13 protein-coding genes are annotated in these 18931 nt (G+C 69.2%); 5 read left to right on the top strand and 8 right to left on the bottom strand.

Annotated elements, in window-relative coordinates; translation table 11 throughout:
• Nucleotides 1-79: 79 nt before the first annotated feature.
• Nucleotides 80-775, top strand: coding sequence for a DUF7850 domain-containing protein (locus LX88_RS37595; protein ID WP_258952525.1), 696 nt, complete (start codon nt 80-82; stop codon nt 773-775).
• Here LX88_RS37595 and glgB read toward each other — a convergent pair.
• From glgB to LX88_RS37575, 4 genes are read right to left on the bottom strand one after another with little or no spacing between them, the layout of a single operon-like run.
• Nucleotides 698-2872: a 1,4-alpha-glucan branching protein GlgB gene (gene glgB, locus LX88_RS37590; RefSeq protein WP_258952524.1), complete on the bottom strand. Its 2175-nt coding sequence runs from the start codon at nt 2870-2872 to the stop codon at nt 698-700. The two genes, LX88_RS37595 and glgB, sit on opposite strands and share 78 nt — an antisense overlap.
• Nucleotides 2873-2874: 2 nt before the next feature.
• Nucleotides 2875-4185, bottom strand: a complete 1311-nt coding sequence (locus tag LX88_RS37585) for a maltokinase N-terminal cap-like domain-containing protein (protein ID WP_258952523.1) — start codon at nt 4183-4185, stop codon at nt 2875-2877.
• Nucleotides 4186-4192: 7 nt separating this feature from the next.
• Nucleotides 4193-6001: a maltose alpha-D-glucosyltransferase gene (gene treS, locus LX88_RS37580; RefSeq protein WP_090066549.1), complete on the bottom strand. Its 1809-nt coding sequence runs from the start codon at nt 5999-6001 to the stop codon at nt 4193-4195.
• A 33-nt stretch (nt 6002-6034) separates the two neighbouring features.
• Nucleotides 6035-8011 (bottom strand): alpha-1,4-glucan--maltose-1-phosphate maltosyltransferase, encoded by a 1977-nt coding sequence (locus tag LX88_RS37575; RefSeq protein ID WP_258952522.1) that lies wholly within the window; start codon nt 8009-8011, stop codon nt 6035-6037.
• Between the two features lie 242 nt (nt 8012-8253).
• Here LX88_RS37575 and LX88_RS37570 point away from each other — a divergent pair, with 242 nt between their 5' ends.
• The 3 genes from LX88_RS37570 to LX88_RS37560 all read left to right on the top strand — a co-directional run bounded on the left by LX88_RS37570 (nt 8254) and on the right by LX88_RS37560 (nt 13382).
• Nucleotides 8254-9834 (top strand): serine/threonine-protein kinase, encoded by a 1581-nt coding sequence (locus tag LX88_RS37570; RefSeq protein ID WP_258952521.1) that lies wholly within the window; start codon nt 8254-8256, stop codon nt 9832-9834.
• A gap of 120 nt (nt 9835-9954) precedes the next feature.
• Nucleotides 9955-12543, top strand: a complete 2589-nt coding sequence (gene glgP / locus LX88_RS37565; protein ID WP_258952520.1) for an alpha-glucan family phosphorylase — start codon at nt 9955-9957, stop codon at nt 12541-12543.
• A gap of 302 nt (nt 12544-12845) precedes the next feature.
• Nucleotides 12846-13382, top strand: coding sequence for a hypothetical protein (locus LX88_RS37560; RefSeq protein WP_258952519.1), 537 nt, complete (start codon nt 12846-12848; stop codon nt 13380-13382).
• Between the two features lie 78 nt (nt 13383-13460).
• On the opposite strand, the gene LX88_RS37555 is transcribed toward LX88_RS37560, so the two are convergent.
• From LX88_RS37555 to glgX, 4 genes are all read right to left on the bottom strand, one after another.
• A complete protein-coding gene (locus LX88_RS37555; RefSeq protein ID WP_258952518.1) occupies nt 13461-14573 on the bottom strand; it encodes a patatin-like phospholipase domain-containing protein in 1113 nt (370 codons plus the stop codon).
• A gap of 47 nt (nt 14574-14620) precedes the next feature.
• Complete coding sequence (locus LX88_RS37550) at nt 14621-15010, bottom strand: rhodanese-like domain-containing protein (protein ID WP_258952517.1); 390 nt, start codon at nt 15008-15010, stop codon at nt 14621-14623.
• Entirely contained in the window at nt 15007-15594 is a 588-nt protein-coding gene (locus LX88_RS37545; RefSeq protein WP_258952516.1) for a cysteine dioxygenase, read from the bottom strand. The genes LX88_RS37550 and LX88_RS37545 overlap by 4 nt, the downstream gene beginning before the upstream one ends.
• Before the next feature lie 240 nt (nt 15595-15834).
• Nucleotides 15835-17949, bottom strand: coding sequence for a glycogen debranching protein GlgX (glgX, locus tag LX88_RS37540; protein ID WP_258952515.1), 2115 nt, complete (start codon nt 17947-17949; stop codon nt 15835-15837).
• Between the two features lie 89 nt (nt 17950-18038).
• Between glgX and LX88_RS37535 the strand changes: the two genes are divergently transcribed.
• The gene (locus LX88_RS37535; RefSeq protein ID WP_090066541.1) at nt 18039-18881 is read left to right on the top strand and encodes an ABC transporter ATP-binding protein; all 843 of its coding nucleotides are present in this window, start codon (nt 18039-18041) and stop codon (nt 18879-18881) included.
• The last annotated feature ends 50 nt before the right edge of the window (nt 18882-18931 follow it).

Genomic DNA, 18931 nt, shown 5'->3' with positions numbered 1-18931 from the left:
GCGCATACAAGGGGCAACGTGCGGCGGACTGATCAGGTTCACCGGGCCGGAGTCGCCCGATCGACTTACATTTCCATTCGTGCGCGAAGTGTTGTGCGCCGCGTTGCTGCTTCTGGGCCCTCCGCCGGGGGCCGATCCGACCATGCCCGGTTGCACCGGGGGAATCGCGCCGGAGCCGCGCGCGGGCGTGATCGTCGGGCCAGGCACGGCCCAGTCGGTGCTGGACGTCGTCCCGGGAGGTGTCTACGACCTGTCGGTCTGGGCAGGCAGCCAGGCGCCCGGACCCGCGACGGCGACCGGACTGCGGTTCCACGACCGCGCCGGCGCCCAGACCGGACGCACCTACGCGCTCCGGCCGGGCCGCAAGACGAAGCGCCAGAACAGTTACGGCATGGTCGCGCCGCGTGACGCCGCCACCGTCCAGTTCTTCGCCACCACCAGTACCGAGGTCCACTGGGACTGCGTGTTCCTCAGGGTGTCCGCCTACGACGTCGCGCTCGAAGCCGGGCAGGACACCCTGAAGATCACCGTCACCAACACCGGCAGCGAGCCGCTGACCGGCCTGGAGCTCACCGTCACCGGCTGCGCGGACTTCCCGCCGTTCGACCTGGAGGACCAGGTCGTCCGCACCTGCGCGGGCACCGGTCCCGCGCAGGTGTCCGGTGCGCTCTACTGGAACGGAGCGCTGCCGGACGTCTCAGAGAGTCTCGATCTCGGTCACCGGGTCGGGGACCAGCCACAACACGCCGGACGGCGGCAGCTGCAGGATGGCTGAGTACGGCCTCCCGTGCCACGGCCTGGCCTCGGCCTCGACGCCACCGAGGTTGCCCACGCCCGAACCGCCGTAGTGCGCGGCGTCGGTGTTCACGAGCTCCTTCCAGCGTCCGGACGACGGCAGGCCGACGCGGTAGTCGTGGTGCGGCGACCCGGAGAAGTTCGCCACGCAGGCGAGCGTCGAGCCGTCCTCACCGATCCGCAGGAACGACAGGACGTTGCCGCCCGAGTCGTTCGCGTCGATCCACTGGAACCCCTCCGGCGTGACGTCGTTCGAGAACAGCGCCGCGGCGGTCTTGTACACCGAGTTCAGGTCGCGCGTCAGCGACTGGATGCCCTGGTGCAGCGGGTCCTGCTCGACGAGGTGCCAGTCGAGCGACCGCGACTCCGACCACTCCTGCCGCTGCCCGAACTCGCCGCCCATGAACAGCAGCTGCTTGCCCGGATGCGCCCACATGAACGCCAGCAGCGACCGCACACCGGCGGCCTTGTTCCAGTCGTCGCCCGGCATCCGGGTCCACAGCGAACCCTTGCCGTGCACCACCTCGTCGTGCGAGAGCGGCAGCACGAAGTTCTCGCTCCACGCGTACACCAGCGAGAACGTCATCTCGTTGTGGTGGAACGAGCGGTGCACCGGCTCGCGCGACAGGTAGTGCAGCGTGTCGTGCATCCAGCCCATGTTCCACTTGAAGCCGAACCCGAGTCCGCCGAGGTGCGTCGGCCGCGTGACGCCCGGCCACGCCGTCGACTCCTCGGCGATCATGACCACGCCGGGGTGCCGCTTGTAGACGGTCGCGTTCAGCTCCTGCAGGAACCGCACCGCGTCGAGGTTCTCCCGGCCGCCGAACTCGTTGGGCAGCCACTGGTCCGCCGGCCGCGAGTAGTCGAGGTAGAGCATCGACGCGACGGCGTCCACGCGCAGGCCGTCGAGGTGGAACTCCTCGATCCAGTACAGCGCGTTCGCCACGAGGAAGTTGCGGACCTCGTTGCGCCCGAAGTCGAAGACGTACGTGCCCCAGTCGAGCTGCTCGCCACGACGCGGGTCGGCGTGCTCGTACAGCGCCGTGCCGTCGAACTTCGCGAGCGCCCAGGCGTCCTTCGGGAAGTGCGCGGGCACCCAGTCGACCAGCACTCCGATGCCGCGCTGGTGCAGCGTGTCCACGAAGTACCGGAAGTCGTCCGGCGACCCGAAACGCGAGGTCGGCGCGTAGTACGAGGTGACCTGGTAGCCCCACGAACCGCCGAACGGGTGCTCGGCCACGGGCAGCATCTCGATGTGCGTGAAGCCCATGTCCTCGCAGTAGTCCGCGAGCTCGACGGCCAGTTCCCGGTAGCTGAGACCGGGCTTCCAGGAGCCGAGGTGCACCTCGTAGGTCGACATCGGCGCGTTCGCCCACTGCGTGGCCCCGCGCCGGGCCTCCCACTCCGCGTCGCCCCACTGGTACTCGGACCGCGTGACGACCGAGGCCGTCTGCGGCGGGACCTCCGTGGCGAACGCCATCGGGTCGGCCTTCTCGTGCCAGATGCCGTCCTGGCCGAGGATGCGGAACTTGTACCGCGAGCCCACCACGACGTTCGGCAGGAACACCTCCCACACGCCGCTGGAACCCATGGAGCGCAACGGGTTCGCGCGCCCGTCCCAGCCGTCGAAGTCACCCGTCACGCGCACACCGCGCGCGTTCGGTGCCCACACCGCGAACGAGACGCCGGTGACGTCACCGGAAGCCGTTTCGTAGCAACGGACATGAGCGCCGAGCACGTCCCACAGCCGCTCGTGCCGGCCTTCGCCGATGAGGTGCAGGTCCAGCTCGCCCACGGTCGGCAGCCAGCGGTACGGGTCGTCGACCTCGATGGCCGGGCCGCCGTCGTACTTGACCAGCAACCGGTAGTCGCCGGGCAGCTCCGGCAGCTCGCCCTCGAACAGCGCGTCGGCGATGCGCGGCAGCTCGACCTGCTTGTCGCCCCAGGCCACCGCGACCGACGTCGCACCTGGGCGAAGAGCCCGCGCGATCACCTGGTCGCCGACGGAGTGCACACCCAGCACCGAGTGCGGGTCGTGGTGCGCACCTGACAGGAGTCGGTCCAGGTCGGCCTTCACGCTCAGTTCCCTCCAGAAGTCATCCGGGCGATCGACGACAGCGGAACCGTCAACCACTCCGGCCTGTTGGCGTGCTCGTAAGCGACCTCGTAGACCGCCTTGTCCAGCTCGAAAGCGCGCAGCAGGTGCGCGTGGTCCCGCGGGTCGCCCGCCACCTCGGCGTAGCCGTCGCAGAACGCGGCCCGGTTGCGCTTCGTCCACTCCATCGCGCGGTAGGCGAGCTGGTCGTCGTCGGGCTGGCCGATGAGCAGCTGCCTGGCCGCGTAGTCGAACGACCTCAGCATCCCCGCCACGTCGCGCAACGGCGACCGCAACGCGAGGCGGTCCTCGACCTTCGCCGCGGGCTCGCCCTCGAAGTCGATCAGCAGCCAGCCGTGCACGGTCCGCAGCACCTGGCCGAGGTGCAGGTCGCCGTGGATGTGCTGGATCGGGATCGCGCCGATGTGGTGGCGCGCCTCCTCGAACGCGGCGCGCAAGGGCTCCTCGTGGCGGCCCAGTTCCGGCACCGCCTCCAGCACGACGCTCAGGCGTCGCTTCATGCCCTCGATGGCGCGGTCGATGGCGTCCTCGTCCGCGATCCGCGTGCCCAGGGCCTCGGCGAGATCGGCGTGCACCTTCGCGACGGCGTGGCCGAGGCGTTGTGCCTCGCCCGCGAAGTCGCCGCCGACCTCGAACGCGTGCAGGTCGGCCTCGGCCATCAGGTCGCGCACCGAGGTCTTGGCCATGTCCCAGCCCTCGACCGCGTCCGGCAGGAACTCCTGCAGCATCGCGAGCGTGATCTGCTGGTCGTTCAGCGTCGTCGAGATCGAGCCCAGCGGCTGCGCGATGTGCTCGCAGCCGACCGACCGCAACGCGCGGTGCATCGTCAGGTCGCGGTTCTCGCCGTTCGCGAGCTTGCGGAAGATCTTCAGGATGTACTGCTGGCCGTAGATCAGCGACGTGTTGGACTGCTCGACGCCGATCGGCCGCCCGCGCAGGCCCGACCGCACCTCGGTGCCGGGCTCGTGCGCGAACGTGATGCCGTCGGCGGTGTGCCCGGACGCGATCCGGTCGAGCAGCACACCGTTGTGCTCGGGGTCGAGCAGCACGTCCCAGGCGCCGGTGCTCAGGCTCAGCGCGCCCTGGTAGTTCTCCGTTCGACCGGGCTGTTCGACCTCGAAGACCACGTGCACCAGGTCGCCGTCCACGACCGTCGTCCTCAGTGGACGGACGGCCGTGATGGGCCTGTCCTTGCCGCCGAACCACCTGGCGGCCGGGAGCAGATCGGGTAGCGAGGCGGCCAGCTTCTCGACCAGTTCGTGGGGATCGGTCACGCGTGATTCACCTCATCTCGCTGTCGTCGCCCGCCTCTACCAGCTGGAACCAGTAGAAACCGTGACCCGGGAGGGTCAGCAGGTAGGGGAGTTCCCCGATCGCGGGGAATTTGACACCTCCGGTGAGCTCCATCGGCGCGTAGTCGCGGTGCTCGGAGAGGTCCAGCTCGACGGGTTGCGGGAAGCGCGACAGGTTGTTCACGCAGAGCACGATGTCCTCGCGGCCGTCCGGGCGCTTCCACTGCCGCTTGTACGCGAGCACGCTCGGGTTCGAGCCGCCGAGCTCGGTGAAGTCGCCCTCGGCGAACGCGTGGTGCTGCTTGCGCACCTCGATCATGTGCCGCGTCCAGTTCAGCAGCGACGTCGAACTGTTGAGCTGCGCCTCGACGTTCAGGCCCTGGTAGCCGTAGACCGGGTCCATGATCACCGGCAGGTAGATCCGGCCGGGGTCGCAGCTCGAGAAGCCCGCGTTGCGGTCCGGGGTCCACTGCATCGGCGTGCGCACCGCGTCACGGTCCTGCAGCCAGATGTTGTCGCCCATGCCGATCTCGTCGCCGTAGTACAGGACGGGAGAGCCGGGCAGCGACAACAGCAGCGCGGTGAACAGCTCGTGCTGGTTGCGGTCGTTCTCCAGCAGCGGGGCGAGGCGGCGGCGGATGCCGATGTTCGCCTTCATCCGCGGGTCCTTGGCATACTCCGAGTACATGTAGTCGCGCTCTTCGTCGCTGACCATCTCGAGCGTGAGCTCGTCGTGGTTGCGCAGGAAGATGCCCCACTGGGCGTTCTCGGGGATCGACGGCGTCTGCGCGAGGATCTCCGAGATCGGGAACCGCGACTCGCGCCGCACCGCCATGAAGATCCGCGGCATCAGCGGGAAGTGGAACGCCATGTGGCACTCGTCGCCGCCGATCTCCGGGTCACCGAAGTACTCGACCACGTCCGACGGCCACTGGTTCGCCTCGGCGAGCAGCACCCGGCCGGGGAACTCGTCGTCGACGACCTTGCGGCACTTCTTCAGGAACTCGTGCGTGCGCGGCAGGTTCTCGCAGATCGTGCCCTCCTCTTCGAAGAGGTACGGCACGGCGTCGAGGCGGAACCCGTCGATGCCGAGGTCGAGCCAGAACCGCAGGATGTCGAGCATCGCCTCCTGCACTTCCGGGTTCTCGTAGTTGAGGTCCGGCTGGTGGCTGAAGAAGCGGTGCCAGAAGAACTGCCCGCGCACCGGGTCGTACGTCCAGTTCGACGACTCCGTGTCGACGAAGATGATCCGCGCGTCGGAGTAGCGCGAGTCGTCGTCGCTCCACACGTAGTAGTCGCCGTACGGACCGGTCGGGTCCTGACGGGACTGCTGGAACCACGGGTGCGCGTCGGAGGTGTGGTTGAGCACCAGGTCGGTGATCACGCGGATCCCGCGCCGGTGCGCCTCCTCCAGGAGGTACACGAAGTCCTCGACGGTGCCGAACTCCGGCAGCACCGCCCGGAAGTCGCTGATGTCGTACCCGCCGTCGCGCAGTGGCGACGCGTAGAACGGCGGCAGCCAGAGGCAGTCGACGCCGAGCCACTCCAGGTAGTCGAGGCGCGACGCGAGACCGCGGAGGTCGCCCGTGCCGTCGCCGTTGGAGTCGCTGAAGGCGCGGACCAGCACCTCGTAGAAGACAGCGCCCTTGAACCAGCTCGGGTTGGCCGATGCCGGTTTTGCCGACTTGAAGTCCTCAGCCTGAGGTTCTACCAGGAAGCCGTCGTCGTCGATGGCCTCTCCGGTGTGCGGTGTTCCTTCCAGCCCGAGCGCAGCATCGGGACGGGAGTCGTCGGCCATGGTTCCCACCTCGTCGGGGGTTGTGCGGGTTGATCAGCTGAAGCGGCGCTGCAAGCTCACGACGTGCGCGGTCGCACGCCACGGCTCGAGGCGGACGTAGTTGGCCTGTCCCCAGTCCCACGTCTCGCCGGTGACCTCGTCGTGCGCGATCACCCGCTCGTGCCAGTCGAACCCGAGCTCGGGCAGGTCGAGGTACAAGGTCCCCTCCTGCGTGTTGTGCGGGTCGAGGCTGACGACGACAACGACGGTGTCGCCCGTTTCCGGGTCACGCTTGGAGTAGGCGACCAGCGCGTCGTTCTCGATGCTCTGGAACTTCAGCGTGCGCATCTGCTGGAGCGCGGGATGCGCCTTGCGGATGTGGTTGAGCTTGCGCAGCCACGGTTCGAGACTGCGACCGTCCGCCAGTGCACGGGCGTAGTCGCGAGGCCGCAACTGGTACTTCTCGGAATTGAGGTACTCCTCGCTTCCGGGCTTCACGGCCTCGTGCTCGAACAGCTCGTAGCCGCTGTACACACCCCACGTGGGGGAGAGCGTGGCCGCGAGCGCCGCACGGAGCCCGAACATTCCGGGACCGCCGTGCTGCAGTGACTCGTGCAGGATGTCCGGGGTGTTCACGAAGAGGTTCGGCCGCGCCTCGTCCCAGTGGTCGCGGACGTCCTCGCCGAACTCGATCAGCTCCTGCTTGCTCGTCCGCCACGTGAAGTACGTGTAGGACTGGGTGAAGCCGAGCTTGGCCAGGCCGTAGAGGCGAGCGGGCCGGGTGAAGGCCTCCGCCAGGAACAGCGTGTCCGGGTAGACCTCCTTCACCTTCCAGATCAGCCACTGCCAGAAGTCCGGTGGCTTGGTGTGGGGGTTGTCGACCCGGAAGATCCGCACCCCGTGCTCGGCCCAGAAGAGGACCACGCGCAGCACCTCGTGGTAGAGGCCCTGCGGGTCGAGGTCGAAGTTGATCGGGTAGATGTCCTGGTACTTCTTGGGCGGGTTCTCGGCGTACGCGATCGTGCCGTCGGGCTGCGTCGTGAACCACTCCGGGTGCTTGAGCACCCACGGGTGGTCGGGCGCGCACTGCAGCGCGAAGTCGAGCGCCACCTCGAGCCCGAGGTCCTTGGCGCGTGCGACGAGCGCGTCGAAGTCCTCGATCGTGCCGAGCTGCGGGTGGATCGCGTCGTGCCCGCCCTCGTCCGCGCCGATGGCCCACGGCGATCCCGTGTCCTCCGGCGTCGCGACGAGCGTGTTGTTGGGACCCTTGCGGTTGACCCGGCCGATGGGGTGGATCGGCGGGAAGTAGACGACGTCGAAGCCCATCGCCGCGACCCGGTCGAGCTCCTTGGTCGCCGTGGCGAACGTGCCGTGCACCGCCTGGCCGGTCTCGTCGATCCCGCCGGTGCTGCGCGGGAAGAACTCGTACCAGGAGCCGTAGGCGGCCTTCTTGCGGTCGCACCAGATCTTGTGCGTCTTGCCCTTGGTGATCAGCTCGCGCACGGGGTGCTCGAACATCACCTTCTGCACGTCGGCCGCGAAGGCCGGCGCGACGCGTTCGGCGAGCGGCCGGTCCTCGTCCCGCAACGCCGCCGCGGCAGACGTGAGGAGTGCTCGCTCTTGTCGCCTATCGGGTCGCCTTGCCACCCGATCGAGTAGTCCGGCACCGATCTCAAGATCGTTTGCGAGATCACCGGGACCCTGTCCGGCGGCGATCTTCACCTCAACGGCGTGGTTCCAGGTGCCCCAGGGGTCACTCCACGCATCGATCCGGAACGTCCAGGCGCCTTCGGCGTCCGGAACCACCGTCGCGCCCCACCTGTCGAGGCCGACTCCGACCTCGTGCATGCGCGTCTGACGAGCGACTCGGTCGTTCGGTCCGCGCCAGCTGACCGTGGCCGCGAGTTTGTCGTGCCCCTCGCGCCACACCGTGGCCGCAACCGGAATGTGTTCTCCCACAACGGCTTTGGCTGGATACCTGCCAGCCGACACCACCGGGGATACCTCGTCGATACCGAGCCGTCCGCTCATCGGCAGCGCCCTTCCGCCGTATCGCTTCGCGTTGATGCGTCAAATCCTGCCTTGCTCGATCAAGCCGTCTGACAGCGGGTTACCCCATCTAGATCCGTACCCCGCCACCGTCGATCGCACACCTCAAGCGCTGATCGTGTCCAGGGTCTCTCGTCCACGTTCCCAGCGCTTGGTGCCTTTCTCATTGGACACTTCCCGTACAACTCACCGTGTTAAGAGAGCGCTACAGGTACCGTGCGCGCGTGAACAAGCTTGGAGGTCGTTACGTCCTGCTCGATCAGCTCGGCGCCGGTGCCATGGGTGTCGTGTGGCGAGCACGCGACGAGTTCCTGCACCGTGACGTAGCGGTCAAGCAGCTGCTTCTCAACGACGTGGAGTCGAACGAGTTCCACGAGGCCGTGCAGCGCGCCATGCGTGAAGGCCGCATCGCGGCCCGATTGCAGCACCCTAACGCGATCGCCGTGTACGACGTCGTGGTCGAGGACGGCAAGCCTTGTCTTGTCATGGAGTATTTGCCGTCCCGCAACCTCTCCTCGGTGCTGGAACGCGGCCCGATGCCCGCGCAGGAGGCGGCGCGGATCGGTTCACTGGCCGCCGGCGCGCTGGCCGCCGCGCACAGCGCCGGCATCGTGCACCGCGACATCAAGCCCGGAAACGTCCTCATTGGACGCGACGGCACGGTGAAGATCACCGACTTCGGCATTTCGCGCGCTTTGGGCGATGTGGCCGTGACGAAGACCGGCATGCTCGCGGGCACGCCCGCGTACCTGGCGCCGGAACTGGCCCGCGGTTCCGACCCCGCACCGCCCTCGGACGTGTTCTCGCTCGGCGCGACGATCTACGCGATGACCGAGGGCGAGCCGCCGTTCGGCAAGAGCACGAACGACCTGGGCCTGCTCTACAAGGTCGCGCGCGGCGAGACCCGCCCGCCGACGCGCTCGGGCCCGCTCACCGGCCTGCTGACCCGGCTGCTCGCGAACGAGCCGTCGCAGCGCCCCACCGCGGCCCAGGCCGCCGAGGAGCTGAAGGCGATCGCGTCCGGTGCCCCGGTCCCGGTCACCCGCGTGATCCCGCCGCGCCCGATGACGCCGCCGACCGGCACCGCCGTGATGGGGGCCGCCGGTCCGGGCACCATGCAGGGCCCGCCGCGCACGATGCCCCCGCAGGCGCCGCGCACCCGGCCGCCCGCGCCGTTGCCCGCGACCTACGACGACTACGAGCCCGAGCCCGAACCGAAGAAGAGCAACCGGGGCCTCGCGGTCGCGGCCGCGGTCCTCGGCGTGCTCCTGATCTCGGGCGCCGCCTACGCGATCATCTCGAACCTCGGGGACGGCGGCTCGACCGGCACCGGGCTCAGTTCGACGCCGACGGCCACGTCGCAGACCCAGCAGCAGCCCACCTACGACAAGCCGACGACCAACCCCCCGGCCAAGACGACCGAGAAGCAGACGCCGTCTCAGACCAAGCCGAGCCCGCCGCCGTCGTCGAAGCCGCCGGCCACCAAGTTCACCCCGGCCCAGGTCACCACCTTCGTGAAGCAGCACTACGCGAAACTGCCGGTGAACGTCGAGGCCGCCCGTGGCGACTGGGACCCCGACCGGGCACCCGGCCTGGCCTCGGAGAAGCAGTTCTGGGGCCAGTACAGCAAGCTCGCGGTCAGGGAAGGCCCGCTCGTCGACGCGAACGAGGACGGCACGTTCACCGTCACGACGGCGCTGGAGCTGACCGAGAAGGACACCGACAAGGCGACGACCGAGGAGCACACGCTCAAGATCTCCGGCAAGGGGGACAGGCTGCTGATCACGAACGAGCAGCGGGGTTGATCGGGCGCCGAAGTATCCGCTGCTCACGGGCGTCCACGTCTTGACCGGTTCTGCAAGTCGTTGCAGGTCTGGCCGGGAACGTTGTCAGGCACTCAGGGGTGGCAGGTAAGTTCGCTCGTCATGCGAGCACTTCGCCGGTTCACCGTCCGAGCCAGCCTGCCGGAGCCCCTGTCCGCGCTGAGCACGCTCGCCACCAACCTGCGCTGGACGTGGCACCCGCCCACGCAGGACCTCTTCTCCTCGATCGACCCCCGCGTCTGGTCCGAGGTCGGTGGCGACCCGTTGCGTCTGCTCTCCGTCATCGACGCGGGCACACTGGAGTCGCTGGCCAGAGACGAGCAGTTCCTGCTCAAGCTCCACGCCCTCGCGAGCGATCTGGAGCGGTACGTCCAGGGCCCGCGCTGGTACCAGCGCAGGCAGGACGAGATCGCCCAGCGCCGCGAGCACGGGGCACCTGACACACCGCTGCCCACGAGCGTCGCGTACTTCTCGATGGAGTTCGGCGTGCACGAGGCGCTGCCGAACTACTCGGGCGGTCTCGGCATCCTCGCCGGCGACCACCTCAAGGCGGCCTCCGACCTGGGCGTTCCACTGATCGCGGTCGGCCTGCTCTACCGGTCCGGGTACTTCCGGCAGTCGCTGTCGCTCGACGGCTGGCAGATCGAGCACTACCCGACGCTCGACCCGCGCGGGTTGCCGCTGGAGCTGCTGACCGAGCCGTCCGGGCTGCCGCTGCTGGTGCACGTGGCCATGCCGGGCGACCGGACGCTGCGCGCGAAGATCTGGAAGGCGCAGGTCGGGCGCATCCCGCTGCTGCTGCTCGACTCGGACGTGGAGCAGAACGACGAGGACCTGCGCGGCGTCACCGACCGGCTCTACGGCGGCGACCAGAACCACCGGATCCGCCAGGAGATCCTCGCCGGCATCGGCGGCGTGCGCGCAGTGCGCACGTTCTGCGAGCTCACCGGCCACGCGCAGCCCGAGGTCTTCCACACCAACGAGGGCCACGCCGGGTTCCTCGGCCTCGAGCGGATCCGCGAGTACATCACCAACGACGGTCTCGACTTCGACCAGGCGTTGACGGCGTCGCGCGCGGGCGCGGTGTTCACGACGCACACGCCGGTGCCCGCCGGCATCGACCGCTTCCCGGTCGACCTGGTCCAGCACTACTTCGGCGCCGAGAACCTGGTTCCCGGCGTGAACACCCAGCGCATCCTCGCGCTGGGCGCCGAGGAGAACCCCGGCATGTTCAACATGGCCCACATGGGCCTGCGGCTCGCCCAGCGCGCGAACGGTGTGTCCAAACTGCACGGTGAGGTCAGCCGGGACATGTTCCGCGCCCTCTGGCCGAACTTCGACGGCACCGAGGTGCCGATCGGCTCGGTCACCAACGGGGTGCACGGCCCGACGTGGGCGGCGGCCGAGATGAGCAAGCTGCTCGGAGCGTCCGAAGCAGACACCCAGACCAGCTCCGGGTTCGGCATCGGCACGTTCGAGCCGGTCACCGACGCCGGGCTGTGGGAGCTGCGGTCGACGTTGCGCGGCCGGCTGGTCGACGAGGTGCGCCGCCGCGTGCGCGAGTCGTGGCTGCAGCGTGGCGCGTCGGCGCTGGAGCTGGGCTGGACCGACTCGGTGTTCGACCCGAACGTGCTGACCGTGGGCTTCGCACGGCGCGTGCCGACGTACAAGCGCCTCACGCTGATGCTGCGCGACCCGGAGCGGCTGCGTTCGCTGCTGCTGCACCCCGAACGTCCCGTGCAGCTCGTCGTGGCGGGCAAGTCGCACCCGGCAGACGACGGCGGCAAGGCCCTGATCCAGCAGATCGTGCGCTACGCCGACGAGGCGGGCGTGCGGCACCGGATCGTGTTCCTGCCGGACTACGACATGTCCATGGCGCGGTACCTGTACTGGGGCTGCGACGTGTGGCTGAACAACCCGATGCGCCCCCTCGAAGCGTGCGGTACGTCCGGCATGAAGGCGGCGTTGAACGGCGGCCTCAACCTGTCCATCCGCGACGGTTGGTGGGATGAGCTGTACGACGGCTCGAACGGCTGGGCCATCCCGACCGCGGACGGCGTCAACGACCCGGTCCGCCGGGACGACCTGGAGGCCAACGCGCTGTACGACCTGCTCGGTTCGCAGGTCGCACCGCTGTTCTACGACCGCGGCGAGGACGGCGTGCCGACCCGCTGGATGTCGATGGTCCGGCACACGCTGGCGTCGCTCGGCCCGGTGGTGCAGGCATCGCGCATGGTCCGCGAGTACGTGGAGACCTACTACGCGCCGGCCGCCGCGTCCGCGCAGAACGTCGTCGGTGAGGGCTACCGGGGCGCCAAGGAGCTCTCCGCGTACCGCCACCGGCTGCGCGCGTCGTGGACGCGGGTGCGGGTGCTCGACAGCGACCTGGTGATCAGCGGCTCCTCCGTGCCGGTGCTCGGAGCGCCGGTCATCGTGCGGGCGCGCGTCGAACTGGCCGGGCTGGAGCCGTCCGAAGTGGACGTCCAGGTCGTGCTGGGCAAGGTGTCGCACGACTCCGACGAGCTCAAGGACATCGTGTCCGCGCCCATGAACTACGCGGGCAACGGCAACTACGAGGCCGAGGTGCCGCTGCCGCACGCCGGAGCTCTCGGCTACACCGTGCGCGTGCTGCCACGTCACGGCCTGCTGGCGACTTCTGCGGAACTCGGCAGGGTCGTTCTGGCCGGTTGATCGCTTCGCGAGATCGACACAGGGCATCCGGCCCGCCTGAAAAAGGCGGGCTGGATGCCCTGATGTGTTCGTCTTCTTCGTTGCCTGGTCACTGCTGGTGACCTGGGTCAGGCGTGTACCCCTCATACCCCTTAGCTCAAACGAATGACCACTTTTTCGAGTGGGTGAATTCGTGATCTCCGCTGGTAGGAGCCTGGGTGCAGGCTTACGCTCATCGGCATGGAATGAACCGCACGAGAATTCGTAGAAAGGTTTTCTCGGAGCGGCTCCAAATGAATTGCGCATTGAGGAAGAAGGTAGCCGTGAAGAAGACGATTACCGCACTCTCGCTCGTCGCAGCATTGTTCACCGCCTCGACCATCCCGGCTGCCAGTGCGTTGCCCGCCGCGCCAGAACTCCCCGCCGCCTGCGCCGGTCTCGTCACGGACTTCGCGGCAAAACTCAAGAAAGCCGTCGGCAGTCTCGTGCCCGTGCCCAACGTGGAAGCCGTGAAACCGTTGATCGGTGACCTCCTCGGCCTCGTGACAGCGATGCAGAACGCCGGCTGTCTACCGACACCGCCTGTCAGTGCGCCGGGCGTACCCCTGCCGGCGCGGGCCGCCGAGTACACAGGTCCGGCCGACCAGTGCCTGCCCGTCGTGTTGAACCTGATCTCGGCCATCGCCGGGCTGGGCGGCACGGTCCTCGGCGCCGCGGGTGGGCCGCCCGACGTCGGCAAGATCACCGCGATGCTGACCTTGGTGCTCGACACCGCCAAAGACCTGCTGGGCAAGTGCGGTCTGCCGGCGCCTCCCGGTGGCCTGCCCGCGCTGCCCGGCCTGCCGGTCCAGAACAGCTGATCTGTCCGCGGGGTGCGAAGGGCCCGTCACCGTTCCCGGTGACGGGCCCTTCGCCGTGCGTGCTGTCCCGTTCGGAGGTCAGCTGATCTGCAGGCGGGCGCGGGTCGCCGCCACCCGCGGGCTCCAGCCCGCGAGCTCGTGTACCTCGGCCACGAGTTCGCGGGCCTTCGCGTTGTCGCCGTCCACCATCCACGCCCGTGCGATGGTGATCAGGTCGTCGGCACGGCCCTGCGCGTTCTCGCTCGACTCGGCGGAGCAGCCCGCGAGCTGCCTGGCCTTCGTGGTGTCGCCCTCGATCAACGCCATGATCGCCAGCGTCCCGTTCGCGCGTTGCTTCGGATATCCGGCCTCGTAGGCGTTGCCGAACATGCTGCGCGCGGTCTCCAGACCCACGTCCGCGGGGAACTGCCCCGCCTCGACCGCCAGCACCGAGACACCCGCGGTGGTGGCCATCACGAACGCCAGGTCGCGCGTGCTCAGGTCCTCGCGACCGGTCAGCCCCATCACCGTCCGCAGCGCTTCGAGGTACCGCTCGCGGGCGCACGACGTCACGACCTTGAGCCCGGCGACGGTGAGCAGGCCGGGGTGCTCGCGCACCAGCTCGGTGTAGATGCGCTCGGCCTCGTCGAGGTCACCGCGCTGGTAGGCGTCCATGCCGGCGAGCACGCCGGGCCCTGCCTCCAGTTCGCCGAGCGGCCGTCCGGAGAGCTTCGGCAGCGAGAACACGAACCAGCCCAGGCTCGTGTTGCCCGGCTGCTGGACCGGCACGAGTTGCCAGAGGAGGCAGGTGGTGGCGGCGAGCGCCATGCCCTTGCCGAACGCGCTGCCGGCGGCGAGCCACGTCACCGCCGCGACCACCGCGCAGAAGGCGATCGCGAACGCTCCGGTGAGGACGGTCCGCCGGCGCACCCCCGGCTTGAGCCCGGTGATCCCGATGGTCGCGAGCACGGGGATCTGGCGCAGGACGAGCCGCTGGTGCGTCCAGGTCCACGACTTGAGCTCACCGCCGATGCCGATGATCACGTGCGTGATCCGGAGTCCGAACAGGGCGGCGCCGAGCGCCAGGCCGGCCTGGGCCGCGGTCAGCTCCACCATCAGGCCGGCCAGTGCTCCGGCCAGGCCGAGGTGGAACTCCGGGAGGGTCCAGGCGATCGTTGCGGCCACGACCAGTGCCGTCACGACCCAGCGCATGCGTGTCACGGTCAGCAGACGTTACCGGCGCGGTAGCGGTTCCACGGTCAGACCACGGGCTGTGTGCCGCCCTCGCGGATCGGCAGTCCGGCGGCGCGCCAGGCCCGGTACCCGCCGACGAGGTCCGTCGCGTTGGGCAGCCCGACCCGTTGCAGGTCCCTGGCCGCGAGCGACGACGACCAGCCCTCGTTGCACACGACGACCACCGTCGTGCCGGCGTCGAACCCCGGCAGCCGCCACTCGCCCTCCGGGTCGAGCCGCCACTCCAGCACGATCCGCTCGACCACGACGGAGTTCTCGATCTCGCCCTCGGCCAGCCGGTTGTGGGCCGGCCGGATGTCGACGACGAGCACGTCCTCCAGCGCGAGCACCTCGTGCGGTTCGAGCCGCTCGAGATGTGACCGGGCGTCTTCGAGGATGGTGTCGAGGTTGCTCACGGGCCCTCCAGGTCGGCCAGCCGGCGCAGTTCGGCCAGCGGCAGGCGTTGCGCGGGCAGCGGCGGGATCGAGTCGGGGATGTCGTGCAGCGACGCGTACTCGCGGGTCGGCACGAGCGGCGGCGAGTAGGCGTGCACGGTCGCGGCCGGTGCCTCGAACGGGTTCAGCACCTGGTGCGCGCGCCCGGACCCGAAGCCCAGCGCGTCGCCGGTGTCGCGCACCGCGGACCGGATCGGCCCGGCGGGGTAGCGGTAGTCCTCCCGCAGCTTGCCGGTCAGCACGGTGAACGACCCGGCTGAACCGCCGTGGTCGTGCGGCTCGGTGCCCTGGCCCGGCAGCCACGACAGCAGCCACAGCTCGACGCCCTCGGTCAGCCCCAGCCGTGCCCACCAGCGGCGTTCGGGCGAGTAGTCGAGGATCTGGAGCAGCCCGGTGGTCAGCTCGCTCGCCACGAACGAGGTGAGGTCGCGCAGCTCGCGTGGCGTCCACAGGTCGCGGGACGGGTGGATCACGTCCCGCAGCAACTGGCTGTCCAGCACCGGGTGGAGGTCGAAATGATCTTGGTCTGCATACGTCGAGGTCACGCACTCGCTCCTGAAGGCCGCGTCGGTACGGGTAGCGATCAAGACGCGACGCAGGGCGCTGTCAGCGCGTGCGTCGCGTCGAGCTACACCCGCACGACGCCACGAGTACGAGGTCGATCGTGCGGTCCGTCCAGCAGTAGACGACCACGGGCGTGATGGTGCCAGACGTGCTCAGAGTGTGGCTAGAGCGTCCAGTTGCCGGAAGAACCTCGGACACAGAGTCAAGTGGCCGCAAGGAGTTCAGCGCGGTATGCGGAGCAGCAGCAACGAGCGCGCGGGCACGGTGAGCTTCTCGCGCGGCGCGAGAGAACCGGGATTCGCCGGCGAGCCGTCCGCCGTCGTCGTGTCGAGGAACGGCTCGTACGACGGCCCATAGCGCTCGTGCGGCAGCGTCACGCTGATGGCCTCCGCACCGGCGTGCATCAGCATCAGCCACGAGTCGTCCGACACGAGCTCACCGTCCCGTGTGCGGGAGAGGCAGTTCGAGCCGTCGATGAACATGCCGAGCGTGCGACGGCCCTCGTCGAACCAGTCCGTCTCCGCCATCTCCCGCCCGTCCGGCCTAAACCACACGAGGTCCGGGTTGCCGCTGGGCGTCGTGCGGCCCTCGAAGAACTCGGGCTGCCGCAACGCCGGCGACGACGCGCGCAGGTCGATCAGCCGCTGCGTGAACCCCAGCAGCGCCTCGCTCGCGTCGCTCGTCGTCCAGTCGACCCACGACACGTCGTTGTCCAGGCAGTACGCGTTGTTGTTGCCGCCCTGGGTGCGCCACATCTCGTCGCCCGCCGTCATCATCGGCGTGCCGGTCGACAGCAGCAGCGTCGAGAGCAGGTTCCGCGCCTGCTGCGCGCGCAGGGTGAGGACCGCGGGATCGGACGTCTCGCCCTCGGCGCCGCAGTTCCACGAACGGTTGTCGTTCGTGCCGTCGCGGTTCTCCTCGCCGTTCTCCTCGTTGTGCTTGTCGTTGTACGACACCAGGTCCCGCAGCGTGAACCCGTCGTGCGCGGTGATGAAGTTGATCGACTGCCACGGCCGGCGCAGGTCGTCCGCGTACAGGTCGCTCGAGCCGGAGAGCCGGTATGCGAGATCGCGCACGGACGTGTGGCCGCGCCAGAAATCCCTGACCGTGTCGCGGTACCGGCCGTTCCACTCGGCCCACTGCATGCCGAAGTCGCCGACCCGGTACCCGTCGCCCGTCGCGTCCCACGGCTCGGCGATCAGCTTGGACCGGCACAGCACCGGGTCCGTCGTGATGGCTGTGAGCAGGGCCGAGTCGCGGTCGAAGAACCCGCCGCCCGGCCTGCCCATCGTCGAGGCGAGGTCGAACCGGAACCCGTCGACGCCCATCTCGGCCGCCCAGTAGCGCAACGAGTCGGTGACCAGCCGCACGACCTGCGGCGACCCGGCGTCCAGCGTGTTGCCGCAGCCGGTGATGTCGACCGTGCTGCCGCCGCCGGCGTGCAGGTAGTACCCCGGCGCGTCGTAGCCGCGGAAGCAGATGGTCGGCCCGTCCGGACCGCCCTCGCAGGTGTGGTTGTAGACGACGTCGATCAGCACCTCGATGTTCGCCGCGTGCATCGCCGCGACCATCGTGCGGAACTCCTGGACCTCGTTGCCCGGCTCGCTCGCGTACGCGGCGTGCGGCGCGCAGTAGCCCAGCGGCGAGTAGCCCCAGTAGTTGCTCGCGCCGCGGCTGAGCAGCGACGGCTCGTCCTGGAACGCCTGGACCGGCAGCAGCTCGACAGTCGTGACGCCCAGGCGCGTGAGGTGCTCGATCGCCGCCGGGTGCGCGAGCCCGAGGTACGTGCCGCGCAGCTTCTCCGGGATCTCCGGGTGGTTCTTCGTGAAGCCCTTGACGTGCATCTCGTAGATGACCGCCTCTTCGAACGGCACGTCGGGCTTCACGCCCGTGTCCGCGCCGCCCGGTGAGCTGACGACGGACAGGGGCACGCTGCCGAGCGAGTCGACGGCGGACGGCGGCCCGTGCATCGGGTCGCCGACGTAGCCGAGGGAGGCCTCCAGGTTCGTGATCCCGCCCTCGATCTGCCGTGCGTACGGGTCGACCAGCAGCTTCGCCGGGTTGCAGCGCAGGCCGCGCCCCGCGTCGTACGGCCCGTGCACCCGGAACCCGTACCGCTGGCCGGGCGTGACGCCGGGCACGAGACCGTGCCAGACGCCGAACGTCCGTTCGGTCAGCTCGACCCGTTTCTCGGTGCCGTCGTCGTCGACGAGACAGACTTCGACCGCGTCGGCGACGTGGGACGTCACCGCGAACCGGACACCGCCTGCTTCGGCGTGTGCCCCCAGTGGGAACGGTCGGCCTGCCAGCACCTCGGACTCGGGTCGCGTAGCCATACCTCTGATCTTGGCATCCGCTACCGACAAAAAACTTGAGAGTTCACACAGGCGGCGCAGCGGGGTCACCCCGCGCGAGGGACACCCCGATGAGTGGTCGGTGCGAGGCCGTTCGGAAGAATGGGGGTGTGGCGGACGTCGACGTGACAGATCTGGTCGTGCACATGGCGGGCGTGTCGGTCCGCCGAGGCAAGAACACGCTGGTCGGAAACATCGACTGGAGCGTGGAACTGGACGAGCGCTGGGTGGTGCTGGGCCCGAACGGCGCCGGCAAGACCACCCTGCTCAGGCTCTCCAGCGCCGACCTGCACCCGACCAAGGGCAAGGTCCACCTCCTGGGTGAACGTCTGGGCAAGACGGACGTCCAGGAGCTCAAGCCCCGGATCGGCCTGTGCTCCGCGGCCCTGGGCGGCCGCATCCCGCCCGACGAGACGGTCGTCGACCTGGTCGTCTCCGCCGGGTACGCGGTGCTCGGCCGCTGGCGCGAGGAGTACGGCAAGCAGGACACGGACCGCGCCCGCGAGCTGCTCGGCACCCTCGGCATGGCGCACCTCGCCGACCGCCTCTACGGCACGCTGAGCGAGGGCGAGCGCAAGCGCACGCTGATCGCCCGCGCGTTGATGACGGACCCCGAGATGCTGCTGCTCGACGAGCCCGCCGCGGGCCTCGACCTGGGCGGCCGCGAGGACCTGGTCGCGAAGCTCTCGGAGCTGGCGATGGACCCGGACGCTCCCGCGATGGTGCTGGTCACGCACCACGTCGAGGAGATCCCGCCGGGCTTCACGCACGCTTTGCTGCTGCGCGAGGGGTCGATCGTGGCTCAGGGGTTGCTCGACGACGTGCTGACCGAGGAGAACCTCTCCAAGACGTTCGGGCAGGACCTGGAGCTGCAGAAGTCCGGGGAGCGGTTCTTCGCCCGGCGCAAGGTCTGACAAGCTACCGCTAGGTAACGTGACGGCAATCGGACGGAATCGCGAGTTCG

The organism is Lentzea californiensis, assembly GCF_024648825.1.
GTDB lineage: Bacteria > Actinomycetota > Actinomycetes > Mycobacteriales > Pseudonocardiaceae > Lentzea > Lentzea californiensis.
Note: the sequence above shows the minus strand (reverse complement) of the source record. Positions and strands in the feature narration are given on the sequence as shown.

Excerpts from the sequence above, each read along its gene's own strand:
- LX88_RS37575 (WP_258952522.1), bottom strand. The coding sequence starts at position 8,011 with ATGAGCGGACGGCTCGGTATCGACGAGGTATCCCCGGTGGTGTCGGCT.
- LX88_RS37555 (WP_258952518.1), bottom strand. The coding sequence starts at position 14,573 with ATGCGCTGGGTCGTGACGGCACTGGTCGTGGCCGCAACGATCGCCTGG.
- glgP (WP_258952520.1), top strand. The coding sequence starts at position 9,955 with ATGCGAGCACTTCGCCGGTTCACCGTCCGAGCCAGCCTGCCGGAGCCC.
- treS (WP_090066549.1), bottom strand. The coding sequence starts at position 6,001 with ATGGCCGACGACTCCCGTCCCGATGCTGCGCTCGGGCTGGAAGGAACA.
- glgX (WP_258952515.1), bottom strand. The coding sequence starts at position 17,949 with ATGGCTACGCGACCCGAGTCCGAGGTGCTGGCAGGCCGACCGTTCCCA.
- LX88_RS37535 (WP_090066541.1), top strand. The coding sequence starts at position 18,039 with ATGAGTGGTCGGTGCGAGGCCGTTCGGAAGAATGGGGGTGTGGCGGAC.